Annotated in this window: 16 protein-coding genes; 7 read left to right on the forward strand and 9 right to left on the reverse strand. The window is 60.6% G+C overall.

The window, feature by feature from the left end; all coding sequences use genetic code 11:
• Positions 1-519: 519 nt before the first annotated feature.
• Positions 520-1035 carry a DUF892 family protein gene (locus FJ959_RS30475; protein ID WP_246678922.1) on the reverse strand — a complete coding sequence of 172 codons (516 nt, stop codon included), beginning with the start codon at positions 1033-1035 and terminating at the stop codon, positions 520-522.
• 217 nt (positions 1036-1252) lie between these two features.
• On the opposite strand from FJ959_RS30475, the gene FJ959_RS30480 reads away from it, so the two are divergent.
• From FJ959_RS30480 to FJ959_RS30505, 6 genes are all read left to right on the forward strand, one after another.
• Positions 1253-3694 carry an ATP-binding protein gene (locus tag FJ959_RS30480; RefSeq protein ID WP_140518215.1) on the forward strand — a complete coding sequence of 814 codons (2442 nt, stop codon included), beginning with the start codon at positions 1253-1255 and terminating at the stop codon, positions 3692-3694.
• 5 nt (positions 3695-3699) lie between these two features.
• Positions 3700-4077, forward strand: a complete 378-nt coding sequence (locus FJ959_RS30485; RefSeq protein WP_140500731.1) for a response regulator — start codon at positions 3700-3702, stop codon at positions 4075-4077.
• Between the two features lie 259 nt (positions 4078-4336).
• Positions 4337-4729, forward strand: a complete 393-nt coding sequence (locus tag FJ959_RS30490; protein WP_140500730.1) for a response regulator — start codon at positions 4337-4339, stop codon at positions 4727-4729.
• Positions 4729-6483, forward strand: coding sequence for a YaiO family outer membrane beta-barrel protein (locus tag FJ959_RS30495; RefSeq protein WP_140500729.1), 1755 nt, complete (start codon positions 4729-4731; stop codon positions 6481-6483). The genes FJ959_RS30490 and FJ959_RS30495 overlap by 1 nt, the downstream gene beginning before the upstream one ends.
• Before the next feature lie 2 nt (positions 6484-6485).
• On the forward strand, positions 6486-7523 hold the full coding sequence (locus FJ959_RS30500) for a HEAT repeat domain-containing protein (RefSeq protein ID WP_140633760.1): 1038 nt from the start codon (positions 6486-6488) through the stop codon (positions 7521-7523).
• Positions 7520-8947, forward strand: a complete 1428-nt coding sequence (locus FJ959_RS30505; protein ID WP_181171942.1) for a glycosyltransferase family 2 protein — start codon at positions 7520-7522, stop codon at positions 8945-8947. Before FJ959_RS30500 ends, FJ959_RS30505 begins: the two co-directional genes overlap by 4 nt.
• Positions 8948-8962: 15 nt before the next feature.
• On the opposite strand, the gene FJ959_RS30510 is transcribed toward FJ959_RS30505, so the two are convergent.
• The 8 genes from FJ959_RS30510 to FJ959_RS30545 form a co-directional block, all read right to left on the reverse strand.
• On the reverse strand, positions 8963-9265 hold the full coding sequence (locus tag FJ959_RS30510; RefSeq protein WP_181165450.1) for an Hpt domain-containing protein: 303 nt from the start codon (positions 9263-9265) through the stop codon (positions 8963-8965).
• Between the two features lie 365 nt (positions 9266-9630).
• A complete protein-coding gene (locus FJ959_RS30515; protein WP_281405705.1) occupies positions 9631-10584 on the reverse strand; it encodes a PleD family two-component system response regulator in 954 nt (317 codons plus the stop codon).
• Positions 10585-10631: 47 nt separating this feature from the next.
• Positions 10632-11669 carry a chemotaxis response regulator protein-glutamate methylesterase gene (locus FJ959_RS30520; RefSeq protein WP_140633766.1) on the reverse strand — a complete coding sequence of 346 codons (1038 nt, stop codon included), beginning with the start codon at positions 11667-11669 and terminating at the stop codon, positions 10632-10634.
• A gap of 22 nt (positions 11670-11691) precedes the next feature.
• The gene (locus FJ959_RS30525) at positions 11692-13959 is read right to left on the reverse strand and encodes a hybrid sensor histidine kinase/response regulator (protein ID WP_140633769.1); all 2268 of its coding nucleotides are present in this window, start codon (positions 13957-13959) and stop codon (positions 11692-11694) included.
• Positions 13956-14660, reverse strand: a complete 705-nt coding sequence (locus tag FJ959_RS30530; protein WP_140500724.1) for a chemotaxis protein CheW — start codon at positions 14658-14660, stop codon at positions 13956-13958. The genes FJ959_RS30525 and FJ959_RS30530 overlap by 4 nt, the downstream gene beginning before the upstream one ends.
• Positions 14660-15895, reverse strand: coding sequence for a protein-glutamate O-methyltransferase CheR (locus FJ959_RS30535; RefSeq protein WP_140500723.1), 1236 nt, complete (start codon positions 15893-15895; stop codon positions 14660-14662). The genes FJ959_RS30530 and FJ959_RS30535 overlap by 1 nt, the downstream gene beginning before the upstream one ends.
• Positions 15895-16359, reverse strand: a complete 465-nt coding sequence (locus FJ959_RS30540) for a chemotaxis protein CheW (RefSeq protein ID WP_140500722.1) — start codon at positions 16357-16359, stop codon at positions 15895-15897. The genes FJ959_RS30535 and FJ959_RS30540 overlap by 1 nt, the downstream gene beginning before the upstream one ends.
• Positions 16360-16382: 23 nt before the next feature.
• A complete protein-coding gene (locus tag FJ959_RS30545; protein ID WP_140500721.1) occupies positions 16383-18020 on the reverse strand; it encodes a methyl-accepting chemotaxis protein in 1638 nt (545 codons plus the stop codon).
• A gap of 1269 nt (positions 18021-19289) precedes the next feature.
• Between FJ959_RS30545 and FJ959_RS30555 the strand changes: the two genes are divergently transcribed.
• Positions 19290-19667: a hypothetical protein gene (locus FJ959_RS30555; RefSeq protein ID WP_224646940.1), complete on the forward strand. Its 378-nt coding sequence runs from the start codon at positions 19290-19292 to the stop codon at positions 19665-19667.
• Positions 19668-19916 lie beyond the last annotated feature (249 nt).

Genomic DNA, 19916 nt, shown 5'->3' on the forward strand with positions numbered 1-19916 from the left:
GAAAAAGTATCGGACTGGCTGGCCAGCAGACTACACTCGCAACTCTAGAGCCTCTTGGTGGGCGAGTCCCCGCAAACCGGCATCTGCGCCCGTCAAATGGCTAATATGGTGCGCCACGCGCAAGAATTGGAGCAACCCCGCAATAACACCGAGCGGATTGCTCAACACGCGCCCTGCAACTTCATCGGTCGATGCATCCCCACCTCGTCGGTCACGCGGCCCCTTTGCGATCATGACAGTGAGACCCGAAAGTGCTCTCAACGATGGTGTATTAAGGTCCGCGCATGGGCGGCTGGAAGCCTGAGCGATCAGAGGCACCGGCATGTCTTAATGAGGACGAATACGCCCACTTGCGTAAGGCAGCGCCAAAAGCCCAGGGCGATCCAGAAGCCGGGCTCAACCATTGCGGCGAGATCTGACAGAAGTCGCTTCATGTTGCCCCACCCGTGCCCTGACGAATCCGCGGCCGATCATAAACCCGAGACAAGAGTCCGCTCTTGTGGGAGGAGAAGCGGGCTCTTAGCTGCGACCTAAGACCCAGCGGCCGGCGCAAGAGCCGCCCAGCGGACCCGATCGCCAGAAAAAAGTCCGCCGCGCCATTTGGGCGTCACCGTTTCGCGGCATCGCTGTCGGCCGCGGCGCGAGACAGGAACATCTGCGTCGTCTCGGCGAGATGGCTCTTGAGCCAATCCCCCCATCGCCTCCTCTTCGCGCAGATTGCTCGAAAGTATAGCTGGCGAGCGAGCCCTTCATCACCTCGTCGCCGGCAAACACGCCGCTGATCGACTGGGCCATGGCGGTGAGCTTGCCGCCTGCGTCTTTCATCGCGGAGGATCCCTCTCCGATCCGGTCAAGACAGCTTTTGAGGCGCGAGGCCTGCTGCCGCGTCTCGTCGAGATGCTGACGGATGCGGTTGCGGAGTTCCGGATAGCTTTCGAGGCGTGACAGTTGCCCGGAGAGCATCGTCTCGGCCTGCTCCTCCATGGCGTGAGCGTCTCTCAGCCACTGTATCAACCAGTCGCGCGATTGTGTCATGAAGCTCTCCCTTTGGGTTGCTCGCCCAAACCGCGAGCGGAGAGGATGGTTCCGCCCGGGCTATGGCAGGCTCGGCCAGAGGGCTGTCGACGCGCGGATTAACCACCGACGCGACTTCGAGCAGCGAGCCTCAACTGGCAGAGGGCCGGAGCCTGTAGCTTCTTTAGACCTCGGATAGGTTTTGGCGGTATCTATCGGGAAAAGGAGCGGGAAAGTCATGACCGAGTTCTGGCAGTCACTCCTCGCCAATCTTGCCCTGGTCTCCATCCTCGTGGTCGCCTGGGATCTTGTGGCGGACTTCACTGGGCGTCTGTCGACGCGGATGCAGTCGCTGGTTCTTGGTGTGGTCATGTGCATGGGCGCGATCATTTCCATGGCGACGGGCTTGTCCGTCTCCGGCTTCGTCGTCGATCTCCGCGCCGCCTTCATTGCGGCTGCCGCGTTCTTCGGTGGATGGCCGGCGATGTTCATCGCTACTGCCGGCTCCATTGCCTATCGCATCTATCTCGGTGGACAGGGCGCGAGCGTCGGTGTCGTGGGGATCCTCATCACCGCTATAGTCGGTATTGCGTGGCACCACATCGTTACTGCCCGGTCTCGCACCATGTTCGACATATTCGGACTCGGCGTGTCGGTAGCTTTCGCCGGGCTGATCACGCTCCTGATCATCCCCTCGCAAGTCGTTGCCGACCTGGTGCAGCAGAGCACACTCCCATCACTCGTGTTCCGCTTCCTCAGCACCGTCCTCATAAGCGTTCTGCTGGACCGGCAGCAGCGGCGGCGCGATCTTGCGATGTCCAACATGATCTACCGCGCCATGGTCCGCGAACTCCCGGATTGCCTGAACATTAAGGATGTCGACGGCCGGTTCATCGCCGCCAATCCCGCTACTGCCGAAATGATGCGCGCCGCTTCGGTCGAACAGCTTATCGGCAAGACGGATTTCGATTTCTACTCTAAGGACGTGGCCGAGCGCTTCCGGCAGGATGAGATGGGCGCTCTGGAAGCCGGGCAGACGCTGCGCATCGACCAGCCGGCGGTTTTCCCGGACGGCAGACAAGGCTGGCTCTACACGCTGAAGGCACCGTTCCGCGACGAGACCGGCAAGATCAGCGGCGTCATCACCTACAATCGCGACATCACCGAGCAAAAGCGAAATGCCCAGCTGAAGAACGATTTCATCTCGACGGTCAGCCACGAATTGCGCACCCCACTGACCTCCATCCGCGGCTCACTTGGTTTGATCGCGGCCGGCGTCGCCGGCGAACTGCCCCCCAAGGCCGCCAATCTCGTCAACATCGCCCACACCAACAGTGAAAGGCTGGTTCTTCTCATCAACGACATCCTTGATATGGAGAAGATCGAATCTGGCGTGATCACCTTCAAGATCAGGCAGATGGCTGTCCGCCCGGTCCTGGAACAGGCGATTGCCGCCAGCACCAACTACATGGCCGACAGCCGAATCAGGATCGTCTTGGTCGACGATGCCCCGCGCGCCGAAGCCAACATAGATCCGGATCGCCTGCATCAGGTGATGGCCAACCTGCTGTCGAATGCGATCAAGTTCTCGCACACTGATGGCATCGTCACGGTGAAACTCCATCGTCGTGCCCCCGATATGCTGCGCATCTCGGTCGTGGACCAGGGCGCTGGCATCCCCGAGGCGTTCCGCAGTCGCATATTCGGGAAGTTCGAGCAGGCGGACGCCTCCAGCACTCGCAAGATAGGCGGTACTGGCCTGGGCTTGAGCATCGTCAAGGCCATCACTGAAAAGCTGGGCGGCGGCATCTCCTTCGAAACCGAGGAAGGCAAGGGAACCTCGTTTCACATTGACCTCCCCGAAGCGCACAGGCAGACCGAGAAGCCGGTTTCGGTCGAGCGCCGGGCGCGCAAGCGCGATGGCCGCCTGCGTGTCCTCATCTGCGAGGACGAGCCTGACATTGCTGTGGTGATCGCAGCACTTCTCGATGCAGAAGGCTTTGCCAGCGACGTCGCGCCCGATATCGACACCGCCAAGGCGCTGCTGAGCTCGCGCGACTACGTGGCGCTGACGCTCGACATCAAGCTGGCGGGGGAATCCGGAATCAAGCTCTTCCACGACATACGGGCATCACCGGTGAATTCCGACATTGCGGTCATCGTCATCTCCGCCGTCGCCGACGAGGCCAGGCGCTCGCTGAACGGCAGCGCCGTCGGCATCGTCGACTGGCTGGAGAAGCCGGTGGATTCGAAACGGCTTCACGCCGCTCTTGCCAAGATCGTCGGCCGTAGGGTCGAGCCGAAGCCACAAATCCTGCATGTCGAAGACGATGAGGGCGTGCTTGCGGTGATGTCAGAAGGGCTGGGTTCGGGCGTCTCGATCACCTCGGCGAAGACACTAAAGCAGGCCCAGGAGGCGATCGCCCGCCATCGCTTCGACCTAGTCATCCTGGATATCGCGCTTCCCGACGGATCGGGCCTCGACCTCCTGACCGATCTGCCGCTCGAGACTGCGGTCATCGTGTTCTCGGCGGCGGAACTCGACCAGAAGCTCGGCGATCGGGTGCAGGCGATCATGACCAAGACCAGAGCGTCGGAAATCGATGTGGCAAAGTTGGTACGGAACATGTTGGTTTCGTCCCGCAATGGCACTCGGCCTGCCGCGCACGCCAAGGAGTGATGCTAATGCCCGCAAGGATCCTCTATGTAGACGACGAGGACGATATCCGCGAAATCGCCCAGATGTCGCTGGAGCTCGAGCCGGAATTCGAGGTGCGATCCTGTTCTTCGGGCATGCAGGCGCTGGCCGATGCCGCCGAATGGCGGCCCGACCTCATCCTGCTCGATGTGATGATGCCGGACTTGGACGGACCGGAGACGCTGAGGCGCCTGGCCGAGTCCCGGCCGACGGCGTCGATACCCGTGGTGTTCATCACCGCGCGCACCCAGACGCATGAGGTCGAACGCTATCTGGCTATGGGGGCGGTGGGGGTGATCGCCAAACCTTTCGACCCGCTTGCGCTTGCCGGTGAAGTCAAAAGATTGCTTCTATCGCGCACCTGAGCCGACGTATGGCTTGGCCACCGAGCGCAGTTTGTCTGCACACTGTGCGATGCCGTTCAGGGCTCCTATACCATGTCGCCTTATTCATCTACTGATTGTGCCGAGGTGCAGGCGCAGCGAATCAGGTTGTCTATAATCGCGTGGCATCGGCGGACGTCGATGAGAGAGTCGAGACGAATATTTCTGTCTGCATGGACCGCATTGGCGGATGTCGGTTCATGGGATCACTCCGGGGGGCGACGGAACCGGAGCAAGGCTGGTGAACGGAGCGAAGGCAAGAGTTCTGATTTGCGATGACGATCCCTTGTTGATCGAGCTGATGGAATTCAGGCTCAGGGCAAAGGGATATGAGGTCATCAAAGCAGTAGACGGGGCGGAAGCGCTCTCGAAGGCAGAGCATGAGGCGCCGGACATCATCGTGCTCGACGCGATGATGCCCAAGGCCGACGGCCTGGAGGTCCTTGCCCGCATCAAGGGCGATCCGGCTTTGTCCGAAACCCCGGTCGTCATGCTGACCGCCCGCAAGGGCGAAAGGGACATCGTCTCGGCCCTCGAAAAAGGAGCCGACGACTACCTTGTGAAGCCATTCATCCCCGAGGAGCTTCTGGCGCGGTTGGCGCGTCTGCTCGCGCGAAAGAGCGGGAAACGCTGATGCGGCGCCGCCGGTGCGCAGCCCTTGGCGCATGTCTGATCCTGGCGATCGCTGCGCCCCAGGGCGCGGTGCTGGCGCAGACGGTGGATGAACTTTACGAGTTCGGCGTCAAGGCCAGGCAAGCGCAGCATTTTGACGAGGCGGTGGAGTTTTTACGGCGCGCCCTTGCGCTTAAACCCGATAACGCCGACGCCTTGGTGCAACTCGGTTTTGCCGAACTCGGCCGCGACAATCTGTCGGCAGCGCGCGACGCTTTTTCCAACGCCCTGTCCTTGGCCCCAACCTATCGGGACGCCAGCTTTGGCATGGCTGAGGTCGAGTTCCGCTCGGGCAATCTGGATGCCGCGCTTCCGCTAGCCGAAACGGCCCTGCGGGCCGAGCCCGGCAACGCTGACGCCGCCACGCTTATCGCGAATATCCAGAAGGCGAAGCAAGCCGCCGGCAGTGAGGTGAGACGGTCTCCCGCGGTTCCGGCGCCGACAAAGAAACCGACTAGCCGGCGGCCCGATCCCGTCGCCGGTCTGATGGAGCAGGGCAGACGCCTGCGAGCGGCGGGAAAGCTGCCCGAGGCGGAGAAAGTCTATCGCCGGGCACTGGGACTGGCGCCGAAGAACACCGACATCCTCGTCGCCCTTGGCCTGGTCGTCGGCTCCAGCCAAAGCTTCGACGAGGCGGGGCTTTTCTTCGACCGCGCGCTTGCGATCAAGCCGGGCCTTCTCGACGCGCGGCTCGGCAAGGTGCGCCTGGCGATCTGGCGGGGCGACGCGCCGAGCGCCCGCCGCTTGGTCGATGGCGTGCTGGCCTCAGTGCCAGGCAATGTCGAGGCGCTCGAGCTGGATGCGAGAGTGGCTTTGCTCGAGGCCGATTACACGCGGGCCGGGCAGTCGTTCCAGCGCGTGCTTGCGGCCGATCCGCGCAATGCCGAGGCGCTGGTCGGGCTCGGCGATGTGCGCCGCGCCGAGGGTAAAGAGGAGGACGCGCGGGATGCCTACAGCCAAGCGCTCGCCGTCGAGCCTGGCTCTTTCGATATCGAGCAAAGGCTGGCCGTGCCGCCGCCGCGCAAATGGCGGCTCGATCTCGGCAGCGAGGTGAGCGATCTCACGAGCGAGCTCGGCGACTGGACCGACAGTTCGGCAGGTCTTGCCTATCGGCTGTCGCCGCGCACCACGATTTCCGGTCGCACCCGGCTGGCTACACGCTTCGGCCGCACCGACGTCCAGATCGAAGGCCGTATCGACCAGGCCTTCTCGCCGGCGTTCTCTGCCTATGCTCTGGCGGCGGCGACGCCGGACGCTGATTTCCTCGCGCGCTATTCGATCGGCGCCGGGGCTTCGTGGCAGGTCATGGCGCCGGCAAAGGCGTTCGGCCCGCTTTCGCTCAACATCGACGCCCGCTACGACAATTTCGCCGACACAAATGTCACCAGCATCTCGCCATGGGTGCAGACCTCTATCCTAGACGGCCGCCTGGGGCTTTCCGCCCGCTGGGTTCATGCGCAGGATGATATCGGCACGGGCGCAGACGGTTATGTGCTTCGCGTCGACCTTGCTGCGACACCGCACTTCAACGTGTTCGGCGGTTATGCCGACGCTCCCGAAATCTCCGACGGCACGCTGGTGCCGACGCGCGCGGTCTTTGGTGGTGTTTCCTGGGACATCAGCGATCCGCTGACGTTGCGCGCCAGCATCGCGCATGAAGAACGACCGAGATTCGACCGGAATACATTCGGTCTCGGCCTGACCGCGCGGTTCTGACCATGTGGTACATCTGGGATCTCTCCATACTGCTCAGCGCTCTTTCGCTGGTGATCATGCTGTTCCTGATCGCGAGACGCGTCCTGCAGGAGCGCCGGAGCAAGGCTGCGGCCGATCAGCGGCGTCAGCTTCTGACTGCGCTGATCGCCTTCACCGAGAGCCGCGACCGCGAGGTGTTGAAAACGGCCATTCTTTCGGTGCCGGCTGGCGTGGCGATCAATACCGGCTTCGAGTTCATTTCGCTTTTGCGCGGCGAGGAGCACGACGATGTCCTTGCTGCTTTCAAGGAATGTGGCCTGCCGGCCCTTGTCGACAGGCAACTGGAAAAGGGCAACGGCGCCGAACGCATCCATGCGGCCGAGATGCTGGCGGCGCTGCGCTCGGAAGGTGCGGTGGCAAGCCTGCTTTCCGCGCTGAACCACGACCGCTCGCGCGAGGTCAGGATCGCCGTCGCCATAGCGCTCTGCGATCTGAACAGCCTGCCGCCGCTCGGCATTGCGCTGCGCAAGATCGGCGTGGCCGGGCAGCGCTCGCGACGCCTGATCGAGCTGTTCAGGCGCTTTCCGCACGCGCGCCTGGAGGAACTGGCGGACCATGCTGCGCGCGCCGACGCCGTGCCCTTCATAAGGGCGGCCGCGATCGACGCATTGGCCCGCGCCGGCGGCTTCCGCTTCGCCGATCTCTTCGCCCGCTTGGCCGACGACGCCTCGCCCGAGGTTGCCGCGGCGGCACTGCGGGCGCTCGGCCTCACCGGAAATGCCGACGCGCCGGCGATCCTCTCGACCGCGATGACAAAAGGCGACTGGGAGGTGCGCAGCGCGGCCGCCGATGCCGCCGGCCGCCTCGGCCTCGCCGAACTTGGCCGGCCGCTATCCAAGCTGATGGGCGACGAGGTGTGGAACGTGCGCTATGCCGCCGCCAACGCGCTGCGCTCCTTCGGCCAGCCGGGAGAGCGGTTGCTGCGCCAGATTGCCGACAGTGAGGTCTCGCGCAGCCAGCGCACCGCCTCGCTCATTCTTGCCGAGGGACCAGCCGTATGATCGCCGACTGGAGCGACGAGATCGTTCTTGCCGCCACCATCTTGTCTTGGTTCATCATCGGGGCCGGGCTGGCGCAGACGGCGATATACCTCCTGCAGCTCATCGTCGCCGGCTATGCATTGTCCAAGCGCCCACCGGTCGCGCGCTCGGCGCTGCTTTGGCACCGCTATGGCGATGTCGCGCCGCCGATCGCGCTATTGGTGCCCGCCTACAACGAGGCCTTGAACGTGGTCGAGAGCGTCCATTCCATGCTGGCGCTCGAATATCCCAATTTCGAGGTCATCGTCATCAACGACGGCTCGAAAGACGAGACCTTGCTGCGCCTCATCGAGGCGTTCAAGCTGGTAAAGTTCCATCGGCCCTATGAGGAGGCGCTCGCGCACAATCCGATCCGCGGCCTCTATTCGTCACCGATGACCGAGCGGCTGTTCGTCGTCGACAAGGAGAACGGCGGCAAGGCCGACGCCCAGAACGCCGGCATCAATGTCTGTCGCGCGCCGCTCTTTTGTGTCATCGACGGCGACTCTATCCTTGAGCCCGACGCGCTGATGCGTGCCGCCCAGCCATTCATCGACGACCCCGAGCGCACCATTGCCGTCGGCGGCACGATCCGCATCGCCAACGGCTCCAGGATCGAGGCAGGCAGGGTGCGCGAGGTCCGTCTGCCACGCCGTCTGTTGCCACTGCTCCAGGTGGTCGAATACCTGCGCGCCTTCCTGATGGCGCGGCTTGCCTGGAGCCGCATCAACACACTGATGCTGGTCTCCGGCGCTTTTGGCATGTTTCGCCGAGCCGAAGTGGTGGCGGTCGGCGGCTTCACCAAGGGTTCGATGGGCGAGGACCTCGACCTCGTCATCAAGCTGCACCGCTATATGCGGGATAAAAAGCGCAAATACCGCATCCAGTTCATTCCGGAGCCGGTGTGCTGGACCGAGGCGCCGGAATCGCTGAGCGTCCTTGCCCGGCAGCGCACGCGCTGGCAGCGCGGCTCGCTCGAATGCTTCTTCCGCTACCGCTCCATGCTCTTCAACCCGCGCTATGGCCGCGTCGGCTTTCTCGGCTTCGGCCACATCTTCATTGTCGACGTTCTGGGACCGGTGGCGGAGGTGCTGGGCTATATCCTCATCCCCGCCTTCTGGCTGCTCGGTGTCCTTTCGGCCGAATATCTTCTGGCCTTCACCTCGCTCATCTTCACCTATGGCGTCTGCGTGAGCGTATGCTCCCTCGTTCTCGAAGAGGCCGAGTTGCAGCGTTTTCCCCGCGCCAGGGACCTCGCGGTATTGACGGCGGTCGCCGTGATCGAGAATTTCGGCTACCGCCAGCTCAACAATTTCTGGCGCGTGAAGGGCTGGTGGCAATTTCTTCGGGCCGACCAGAGCTGGGGTGAGATGACCAGGACCGGCCTGGGCGGCGCGAAGAAGTGAGCCCCGTCTGCTGAGTCACTTCAGCGTCCGCTCGATCTCCGTGATAAGCGCATCGAGTGCGGCGTGCGAGGCCCCATCGTCCGCCTGCTCGATCAGCAATGTCTCCAACGCCGATGCCCGCGCGCTGATCTCCGCAAACCCGAATGTCCCCGCGGCCCCGGCGAGCGAGTGCGCGGTGGGAATCAGGGTGTCGTTGGAGCCCACTGACGGGCCTCTCTGACGCGCCGCCCTCAACTCCGCGAGTTGAGTGGCGCACCGAGCCAGGAAACGCTGTCGTAAGGGGGCGAAGGGATCATTCAGAATGGAAGGGGCCTCCATGGATGGCTTTAGAGGTATTCAAGCAGAAAACTCGGTGGAGTGGAACGAACTGCTTGCGGTCCACGCTCCTGTCAGAGCAGAACTGCGGCGCCCGCTTCAGCCAAATGCAATGGCGATGAGTTTTTGATGTCCAACCGCGGAATGAGCGAGCTGGTCGGCATAGACCTTCTTGAAGGCCGGCGAGCGGGGTGCATTCAACGTATTTTCAAATGTTTGGAGCCTGCTGCGGTATTCGGATAGGCCGACAGGTCGGCGGCCGCAGCACGTCCGCTATCATGCAATTGGTGAAAGTGTACCATCCTGCCGCCATGAGCTCACGACCGGCAATACGGCTTGCATGGCCCAACAGTTTGCCTAGCCACTCGTCAAGCGCGGGACAACTGAAGCGCAACACGATTTCGTCCTTCCGATTTGGCACGAAAAAGAGCCAGATCGGCGGCATTGACGAAATCCTTCGGCGTTTCGTTCTCGGTGGGCACCGCTGTTGCGACGCCAACGCTGATGGTCACGCGATCCGAGCCGTGGGGTATGTTCAGCTCCCGCACGCTCTGGACGAGCTGCTCTGCGATCGCACTGGATTGTTCCAGTAAAGTGTCGACCAGCACGATGACGAACTCTTCGCCTCCGTACCGCGCAGCGAGATCGGTGGAACGGCCGGAACCGCTCTGGATTACGCGGGCGATTTGCTTGAGCACCTCGTCGCCGGCCATATGGCCATAGGTATCATTGTATCGTTTGAAGTTGTCGGCATCGATCATCAACAGCGACAATGGGGATTGTGCGCGAAAAGCACGCTTCCATTCAGACGCCAGATATTCGTCAAAATAGCGCCTGTTGCCGAGGCCCGTCAGGCCATCGATCCGCGTCAGACGTTCAAGCTCGAGATTAGCACTGATCAGCTGTCGCTGGCTTTCCCTTAGCGCTCGGTATGCAGCTTCTCGCTGGACGTGATCCAGATAGGCCCGCGTGTGATATCGAACGCGTGCAATCAGCTCGATACGATCCGGAAGCTTTACGAGATAATCGTTCGCTCCCGCAGCGAACGCTTCGCCCTTGGTGGCTGGGTCTTCCTTGCTCGACAGCACAATGACTGGTACCGCGCGTGTCGAAGCATGCTTCCGGTATTCTCGCACCAGATGCAGCCCATCGACCCCGGGCATGACGAGATCCTGCAGGATGACGGTTGGCTTTACCTCGTCGGCGACCGTGATCGCTCTCAATGGGTCGGTGCAGAAGTGTAAGGAGATATCAGGCTCGCTGGCTAGAGCGCGCCTGACCGCCTCGCAAACCATGATCTGGTCATCGATGAGCAGAACCATGGATGAATAGTTATCTGCAAGTGGTGGGACCAGCTGTGGTTCTAGCGTCATCGGACGAACCCTTTCACCTGGAGCGCTGAAAGGGCTTCGATTATGCGTGAGCCGATCGCACTCAAAGGAAGAATATCAACAGCCGCGCCGACATCGGCGGCGGCCTTCGGCATGCCGTAGACGGCGCTGGTTGCTCTATCCTGCGCGATTGTGAGATGCCCCTTGTCGCGGAGCTGTCTCAACCCGTGCGCACCATCCTTGCCCATGCCTGTGAGCAGGACTCCAATCACCGAGCCAGGCCACCATTGCGCGGCACTTTCGAAGAACACATCTACGGACGGCCGATAAACGCTGTCCTCGGGGCTAGGCGTATAGCCAAGTTGCTGAGCTGACTTGAAAACCAGATGATCCGCGGAACTGGCAATGAGAACGGTGCCCGCTTGAGGACTATCGTTTTCCCGCGCTGGACGGATCGGGAGAGGCGTATGCTGGCCGAGCCAATCAGCAAGGCCTGGAACGAATTGGGCATCGAGATGCTGTACGAGCACGATGGCGGCGGCGAAATCAACGGGAAACGCGCTCAGGACTGCGGCAGCGGCGGCCGGCCCGCCAGCAGAGGCACCGATTGCAATTAGCCGTCGAGCTGTCGGCTCAGCCGCACGGGACATCCTCCTTCTTGCCTTGCCCGGCGCATCGCCGATCAGCTTGCCGATCATTGCTATCTTGTTGGTCAACAGCCGTGCGGATTGCGAGGACGCATCACCTTCGATGCCTACTGAGGGAATATCGACGGCGTCGAGCGCGCCATGCCCCATCGCTTCGTAGACGCCGGCGACGTTGGCTTCGATACTGGCTGTCACCAGCAAGATTGAACATGGGGTTTCCGCCATGATTCTGCGGGTCGCTTCCACCCCGTCCATCTCTGGCATTGCTAGATCCATAAGTATCAGATCCGGCAGATCACGTCTGCAGACCTCGACCGCCTCACGCCCATTGGTCGCAATCCATGCGACTTGGTGTTCGCCGGTCGACATGACCAGCCGGCGCAGAAGTTCAACCGCCATCGGCATGTCGTTGACTACGCCAATTCTCATTCGTTGGTCGCCAATTTCGATCTCATTCAGTCGCCTCGCCGATCATGTCCACGACGGCATGGATCAGCGCCTCGTCCTGAAAGGTACTCTTGGTCAGATAATAGTCGGCACCGGCGTCAAGCCCGCGCGAGCGGTCTTCTTCCCGATCCTTGTATGAAACGATCATGATGGGTGTGTTCCTGAGATGGACGTCCTTTCTGATCAGGCTCACCAGTTCGATACCATCCATGCGCGGCATGTCTATGTCAGTGACGACGAGATCAAAAGGACCAGATCGGACGGCATTCCACCCGTCCATACCGTCGACTGCCACTTCGACGTCATAACCGTGATTGCCCAGCATCTTGCGCTGGAGTTCGCGAACCGTGAGTGAATCGTCAATCACCAGCACGCGCTTGCGTCTGCTCGGTCCGGGACCGCCCGCGGCTCGCCGAAGGGCTCGAAATCCGCTGGACGACGCAAGCTTTTCCACCGATCGAACCAGATCATCGACGTCGAAGATCAGAACAGGCGAACCGTCCTCCATCAGGGCCGCTGCGCTGATGTCCTTGATCTTGGCAAACCGGGAATCGAGAGGTCTGATCACCAGTTCGCGTTCCCCGAGAAAACGGTCGACGATTACGCCGTAGGCGTCCCCACGACTCGTTTCCACCACGACGACCGAGAGTTCCTCTGGTTCGGACGCAGACTCTCCTCGATCCAGCACCTCGCGCGCTGTCACCAACCCGATCTGTCGATCGTTCAAGCGAAAATGCGGGCGGCCCTGCAGGAGGTTGATCTCCACGCGCTGCAATTTCATTGTCTTGGAGATGGCAGCGAGTGGAAACGCATAGGGCTCCCCATCGACTTCGACGAGTAAGGTGCGCAGGACTGACAACGTCAGCGGCAGTTGCAGTTGAAACCGGGTTCCTCGACCAAATTCCGAGGAGACGCTCGTGATTCCGCGAACCTCCTTCGTCATCGCCTGCACTGCGTCGAGTCCCACGCCACGGCCGGAGACGTCGGACAGGCCAACTTTCATCGAAAAGCCGGGCAGAAAAAGGAATGCCAGCAATTCCGTTTCGCTGAGCGCGTCGGCGCTTTCCCTGGTTGCAAACTGCCGGGCGACGACAGTCTCGCGCAGCTTCGAGAGCTCGATCCCTCTGCCGTCGTCCACCACGGCTATTTGCAGCAGTCCGGCATTGTGCCTCGCTTCGAGCCTGATGAGTCCCTCTTCGGGTTTGCCGGTTGCGAGGCGCTCATCAGGCGGTTCAAGCCCATGGTCTACCGCGTTGCGCAGAAGATGCCCCAAGGGGGCATCCAGCTGCTCGAGGATATCGCGGTCGATGCCGGTCGAGCCGCCTACGATCTCCAGTCGCACCCGCTTGCCAAGTGTACGACCGAGGTCGCGGACCGTTCTTGCGTAGTGTCTCACCCCGTCTTCAAAAGGTCGCATCCGGCTCGCCAACGTCTCCTCGTACAATCGGTTGGCAAGATCGGTGGCTTTCCGATCGACTGAATCCAACTCATCGAGACGCTCCGCCAAGAAGGCTTGGCTCAACCGAAGCTTTCGCTGCGTTTCAACCAGCGCTTCCACCACAGCCGCATCTTTTGCGACCGGCAGCAGCACTGCATCAAGATTGTCGAACGCACTTGCGATGTCTGATTGAAGGTGCTTCAGCCGCAGCAGCCCGTCAGCGAATGGCCTGAGCCGCCGAGCTTCCATCAGCGACTCGCCGGCCAAACCGAGCAATCGGTTCAGGCTTTCTGCCGTCACCCGAACCATTCTATCTGAGCCGATGCTCCCTCGGGCTTGAGCTTTCGGCTCGACAAGGGGGTTCGCTGACGAGGTTGCCGCCGGCTCCTTTCGGCTATGCTCTGGCGTTGCGAAATCAGCTGCCGAATCTTGGGGTGCGGGCTCGGGGAGGGACAGTTCCTCGAACTTCGCCAGAAAGCTTTCGACTTCCGGGTTGACGCTCTCGTTCGATGATCCCGATGCGATCAATTTCAGAAGGTCAGAGCCTTGCAGAAGCGCATCTATATGCTCCTTGCGTACCCTCAGATGCCCACGTTGCGCGGCGACCAAGCAATCTTCCATTGCATTTGCAACTTTGACGGCGGGCGTCAGATCGATGATGCGGGCTGCTCCTTTCAGCGAATGCGCGGCCCGCATGCATTCTTCCAGTGCGTCGGTGGCGACAGGATCGCGTTCGAGCGCCAGAAGGCCGGAGGTCAAAGCCTGTGATTGCGTCTCCAGTTCGGCCTGGAAAAGGCTCAACATCGAAACCTGGCTGAAGTCCTCATCTGTCATGCCATGCTCCGATCCATCATCGTGAGCAGTTGTCCCGGGTCGAGACAGCCAACAGCCCGTTCCCGCCAGGGCAAAACGGCAACAGTAGCCGCCGACAGCGTCTTGCCGATCGTAGCTGGCACGGCGAGAGTGTCGCGTGCCCGGTAGCGATGTAAGCCGTGGACCTCATCAACCGTGAAAGCAACCCGCTTGTCCCGCTCGCCCACCACGACGAGGCGGCGAAATATCTTGGCTCGTCTGCCTTGTTCCTCCTCCTTGGCTTCGTCGATCCCGAGCAATTCAGCGAGCGACAGGCAAATCAGCAATTCGCCCCGGACATTGGCGATGCCGAGCACTGCACTATTCCTGCGGTGTGGAAGGGAATGAACGGGACGGGATTCAGCCACTTCATGAAAAATGCCAGCTGGAAGCGCCAGCCATTCGTTCCCCAACCGGAAGAGAACGGCCGTCTGCAGCGCTTCATCGTCCGTTGAAACGACCGCTGCACGACCAGCGTCATCAGGCCATTCGCCGCGATATGCCGAGGGCGCCGCACGATCAAGGAGGCGCCGTGCAATCTTCCTATAGGTCGGGCAATTCCGGCAGTGGAGATGCTGCTCCAGTTGGGGACAGGACTTGTCACCCCGAACGCCTATCCGCCGCCAGCAGTCGTCGATTTCAATCTGCTCCACTGGCAGAGCGATCCTTGTCGAAGCCGGCATCAGGTGCCGCTCCTTTTCTGGACCCGGACCAGCCTTCCGGCCAGCGCCTCGGCGCCGCTGTGGTCGCCTTGCTTGCGAAGCAGCAAAGCCAGGTGGACCAGAGCCTCTCGATGATTTGGCGCGAGATAGAGTGCCTTGCGATAGCTTTGCGCGGCCTTGGATGCAGCGCCATCCGCATCCTGAACGAGGCCCAGCAGATAGAAGATTTGCGCGGAAGGACCGAATTTCTCGAGATGGGCGAGGGCGACCTCCTGTGCCTCCTTTACCCGACCCGCATTGGCGATCCGTTCAACCGCGACTAGGCTTTCCGAGACCTGATCAACGGGCTTGGCCAGGGCCGGCGCACTGTTTTCCTTGCCGACGGTCAGTCGTGGCGGAAGAACGGGCTTGCTCTTGTTGAGCTTCGGGGTTGATGTCCGCACCGGGATAGCAGTTGTCGGCGCCGCGGCCTTGATGGGCTCCGATTCCAGGAAGGCAAAGGCCAAGGGCCATTCAGCGGAAATAAAGCCATGCAGCCTTGGAAGTGCTGCTTCCGCGGGACCGACCAGAAGAAGTCCGTCCGTGGCCAAGAGATCTTTCAGGCGGGTCAATGCGCGATCCTGCAGTTCGCGATTGAAATAGATCAGCAAATTCCGACAGAGTAGGATGTCATAGACCTCTTGCCCAAAAATTGCGCGAGTACCGAATAGGTTGCCGACCCTGAAGCGAACCTGTTTCAGCACCGCAGCACTGGGCCGCAACCCACCCTCGACCGCTTCGAAATAGCGGTCCCTGAATTCGAGATAGCTGCCGCGAAAGGAATTGCGCCCGTAGACGGCACGTTCAGCCAACGCGATATTGCGGGTACTGACGTCCACCGCATCGATGTTGAACTCGTGCGCTTCAAAGCCGGCATCGAACATGGCCATTGCGACCGAATAGGCCTCTTCACCGGTTGAACATGGCAGGCTCAAGACTTTTGTCGGCTGAGCACGCTTGTGCACGCGCGCATGCCGCGCCAACATCGTGAACGCTTCTCGGTCGCGAAAGAACCAAGTCTCCGGGATCACCACCGCATTGATCAGCTCCTGCAGCTCCTGCGGGGAACCGGTCAAGTGTTCCCTATAGGCCTGAGGATTGGCAATCCGGCACGCTGCCATCCGGTCTCTGACCGCCTGACGGACCACTGTCGGGCCAACGCTGGCACTGTCCAGTCCAATGGTTTCCATCAGGAGCTTTTCTATTGCGCCGGTCATTAAACACTCATCGCGGCTTGGCGGAGCAATGCGGTACGAATCTCTTCCGAAAGCAGCGCTTCCGCTTTGACCCACTGAATGATCTCCGTGCCATCCGAAGCCACCGGACCAAGATAAGACGGCGTTTCTGGCTCGAGGCCGAACGGCGCGAAGTCGGCAGGGTCTCGCTCGACCGTATCCGTCACCCGTTCCGCGACCAACCCAAGCAGGCGTTGCTCGCCATCTCGCGCCGGGTAGCGCGTAACAACGATCCGGGTGCTCAATAGGCGCTCCGATGGCCGGCCAAGCGCAAGAAGAGTAACATCGATGAGAGGGATGGGTATTCCGTTATAACTGACCAGACCGACCACACCGGTTGGCGCACCCGGCAGAACTTTCACATCGATATAGGGCAGCACCTCTTCAATTTGGTGGACATCGATCAAGTAGCGATCCGAACCCATACTGAAGGCGAGGAATAGCATTATCACCTCCTACTGCCGGCCCGCTATGCTCTCAGCTTGAACCTTGAAATGCTGCTTCGCATGCTACCTGAGACTTGATTGAGCTCGTCGATCGCGAGCGTCGATTGCTGAAGGGACTCGACTGTTTGCTGAGCTGCCTCGCTTAGCTGGGTTAGCGTGTCGCTTATCTGTCCCGCGCCGATCGCCTGTGCTTGCATGCCTTCATTGGCGACTTCGAAACGTGGCACCAACCCCTGGACCTGCTGGATGATGTCGAAGAGTTGCCCGCCGACCTGCTGGATTTCGTGCATGCCCCGGCGGACCTGCTCGGAAAACTTGTCCATGCCCATCACACCGGCAGCAACTGCCGACTGGATGTCTTTGACCATCTGCTCGATATCGTAAGTGGAGACGGCCGTCTGGTCCGCAAGCCTTCGGATCTCTGTCGCCACCACTGCAAAGCCCCGGCCATATTGGCCGGCCTTCTCAGCCTCGATGGAAGCGTTGAGCGACAACAGGTTCGTCTGATCGGCCACTTTGGTGATGGTCGTCACCACCTGATTGATGCTGCCAGCTTTCTCGCTGAGGATTGCGAGTTTGGAATTGATCGCACCCGCCGCGTCCATGACCTGCTGCATGGTTCCTTCCATACGGGTCAGCCCCTCTTGCCCTCCGCCCGCGACGGCAGCCGTTTGCTCGGCAACTGTCGAGACCTCGTTCATCGTGCGAACCAGCTCGTTTGAAGTGGCGGAAATTTCCTTGGCTGTCGCGCGGATCTCAGTCGTGGTCGCGGCGATTTCAGTCGCTGTTGCCTGCTGCTGCTTGGAGGTTGCAGCAATCTCAGTTATCGACGTGCCGACCTGTATGCTGGACCTTTGTACCTGACCAATGAGAGTTGTGAGATCGTCTGCCATTGCGTTGAAGCCGTCGGCAAGCACGCTGAATTCGTCCCGGCGCCTCAGATCGAGGCGTTCGCTGAAGTCGCCTTGCCGTATCATTTGAACCGCGTCGACCAAACGTGTGAGCGGAGCTGTGACAGCGCGAAACAGCTGGTAACCCAAAAGAAGGGCTAGTCCGAGGGCTATCAACAAGCCCACGCTCAAACCGACTTCCGCCGTGCTAACGATTGAGCTGATTCGCTGCGTCGCGCTGTTTGCCTCGCCTCTGTGATCCTCGAGCATGGCTTGCAGAGCGGACTGCAATTTCACAAAGATCGGCTCTACCGTGTTCTTGATGACCGGACTTTCATTGGGAGTTTCACCTTTCGACAAGGCAGCTCGGCTCGTGTCCAGCACAGCAGTTTCCGCCAGCCGAAATTGGTTGGCGAGTTCTTTGACGACTGCGTAATTCTGCTTGTCGATGTCGGAGACGATCGTTGCTTCATACTCGTCCATCAACCGCCGCACTTGGTCGCGATTGGTCGCGATCGTGCTTTCAAGCGTGCTTTTATCCGACGGGTTGTCCTGGAGGGCATATTCCTGAAGCAGGCTATGTGCCTTCATCTGCCCCATCATGATCTCGGTGCTGTGATAGAGGTCTGGAAGGATGCCCTTCTCGACCTCAGTTGCCTCCCGCTCCGCCTGAAGAAACCAGGCGTACGCGATAACGGCGATCACGGACATAACCACCAGAACGGCAGCGAAACTGACGAGGATGCGGTGGCGTATTGTCAGACTCGTCATGGAACCGGTTCACCTATGGGGGCATCGAGGCCTGCGCGAAAAGCGCTCGTTCCGACGTTTCGAAAAGGTGCGTCGAAAAGCAGCAGTCTTATGCAGAATGGTTTCTTTTCCGTTCCATCGCTAATGATGGCAAAGCGGCTCGCCAGTCGGCGCCCCCAATAAGCGTGGTCAAAGGCATGTCTCGCCGTCGACATAGATAAATCCGACATCGGCTGGGGCGGCACGCACCGTCAAGTGGAGCGTGCATGAGCTGCTTGAGGCCAGGAGTTGAATGACTGCTTAGTCCGCTTGATGCCGAAAGCCGACCTCTCGCTTGCGTCCACTAATTTCACCTTGAATCCAACGCAAAGTAAAAAAGGGCCGAGCTGAGACACATATGGTGTGCGCGCCGAGCGGACTTTGCGCTGCCGCCCGAGAACCATCTTGGAACGAAGCCAAACGTTCTCTAATTGCAGATGCTGGTGACTTGGAAGGACGCGCACAACGGAAATCCAAGGAATTTTCGACGCACTCGCAACATCCAAGCATGAGCGGTGGAGAGAAGTTCTATACTCACCTGTTCGACCCGGGGCCTGATGACCGTCCCATGCCGGGGTTGATCCATATGGCGTGGCGTCGCAGGCGCGAACCTTCAAATTTTCCGTGATAAAGAGAATGCTGGATTCAGTAGGCTGACAATTGTAGTGCCGAGAATAGATGAGGCCCGCAATCGCTTGAAGAAATTGGAGTGAAGCTGGCCGCTGAACCGGAGGCTGACTGCGGAAGGATCGCTACGAGTTCATCTGCAAGGCGTGGGCGTCACAGCCGGAACGCTTCAGACTCAATCCGCTCCAGCAAATGCCGGGACCAAACATTTAGGCGATCAACCGGGGTGGGCAAGATGTGCCGCGTGCGCAGATATCAGGGCCCTGAATCTGCCGCTCAACAGGCACCTCGCCGCTGGCCAATCGCTCGCCGCTGGAAAACGCGGCCGCGCTGGCTGAGGAAAAACATCTTCGGCTGGGCCGGCGACTCTATGCCATGAAGCCTCCGGCAGGCTTGGACCGCGCGAAAAAAGGCGGCGTCGCCCGGCTGGGTCTGTCACACTACACCACGACGGACGAGGTCGACCAAGCCATAGAGGCCGTTGCCCGGCTCGCGGTCCGACGGGGGGCATTAAGTAGGCAAAAAGGGGACCAGCTGTGGCTGCTGTGGATAATGGTCCTGGTGTCTTGCTGATTGGGCCAGCTAGCGCGCACTCTCACAGCTATGGTGGCAGAGCATGTCGAATTGGCCTTGTTTGAGCAGTCACTCGGCAACATCGAAGGCCTCAATCGACCGTTCTGTGATCGTGTGGCGGACGCTGCGGAAAAAACCGAAGGGTCGGTTCTGTTCGATGTCCGCGTTGACGGCGATACCTGGGTTCAGCGGATAGCTGCGATTGGATATGGCGTGATAGGTACAGCTATAATCGTGATGGGGAAGAACGGACAACTTAGATGCGCATCGGTAGACGGGGATACCGCTCTTTTGGTGTCAGAACTGGCTGCCTGGAATGCGTCTCCGCTTGGTGAGCAAGCGAAGATTGATCAACGCGGAGCAGCCAACATCCTGCTGGCGACGCTCCGTAGTTCAGGTCACTTCGGCAGTGGTGGCTGGCGTTCCTGAGCGAGGCTTATGCAGCCTTCTGGCTAACCACCAGCGGGATAGTCGAGTTCCAACGATCCAGATTTCCAGGGCGGCAAATTGCTTGCCCTGTGACGTCCCGTGACTGACGGTCAGGTCTCCCTACCTGGGCGGGTTGGGCTACAATACCGGCTTCGCCAAAGCGGTCGATCTTGCTGGAAGCTTGCTGCCGCGGTCACGGGTTGAGCCATGCCGCATGGCAGCTACGTACAGGCAGCCTTACAGCAGCAG

It is taken from the genome of Mesorhizobium sp. B2-2-4 (assembly GCF_006442375.1).
GTDB lineage: Bacteria > Pseudomonadota > Alphaproteobacteria > Rhizobiales > Rhizobiaceae > Mesorhizobium.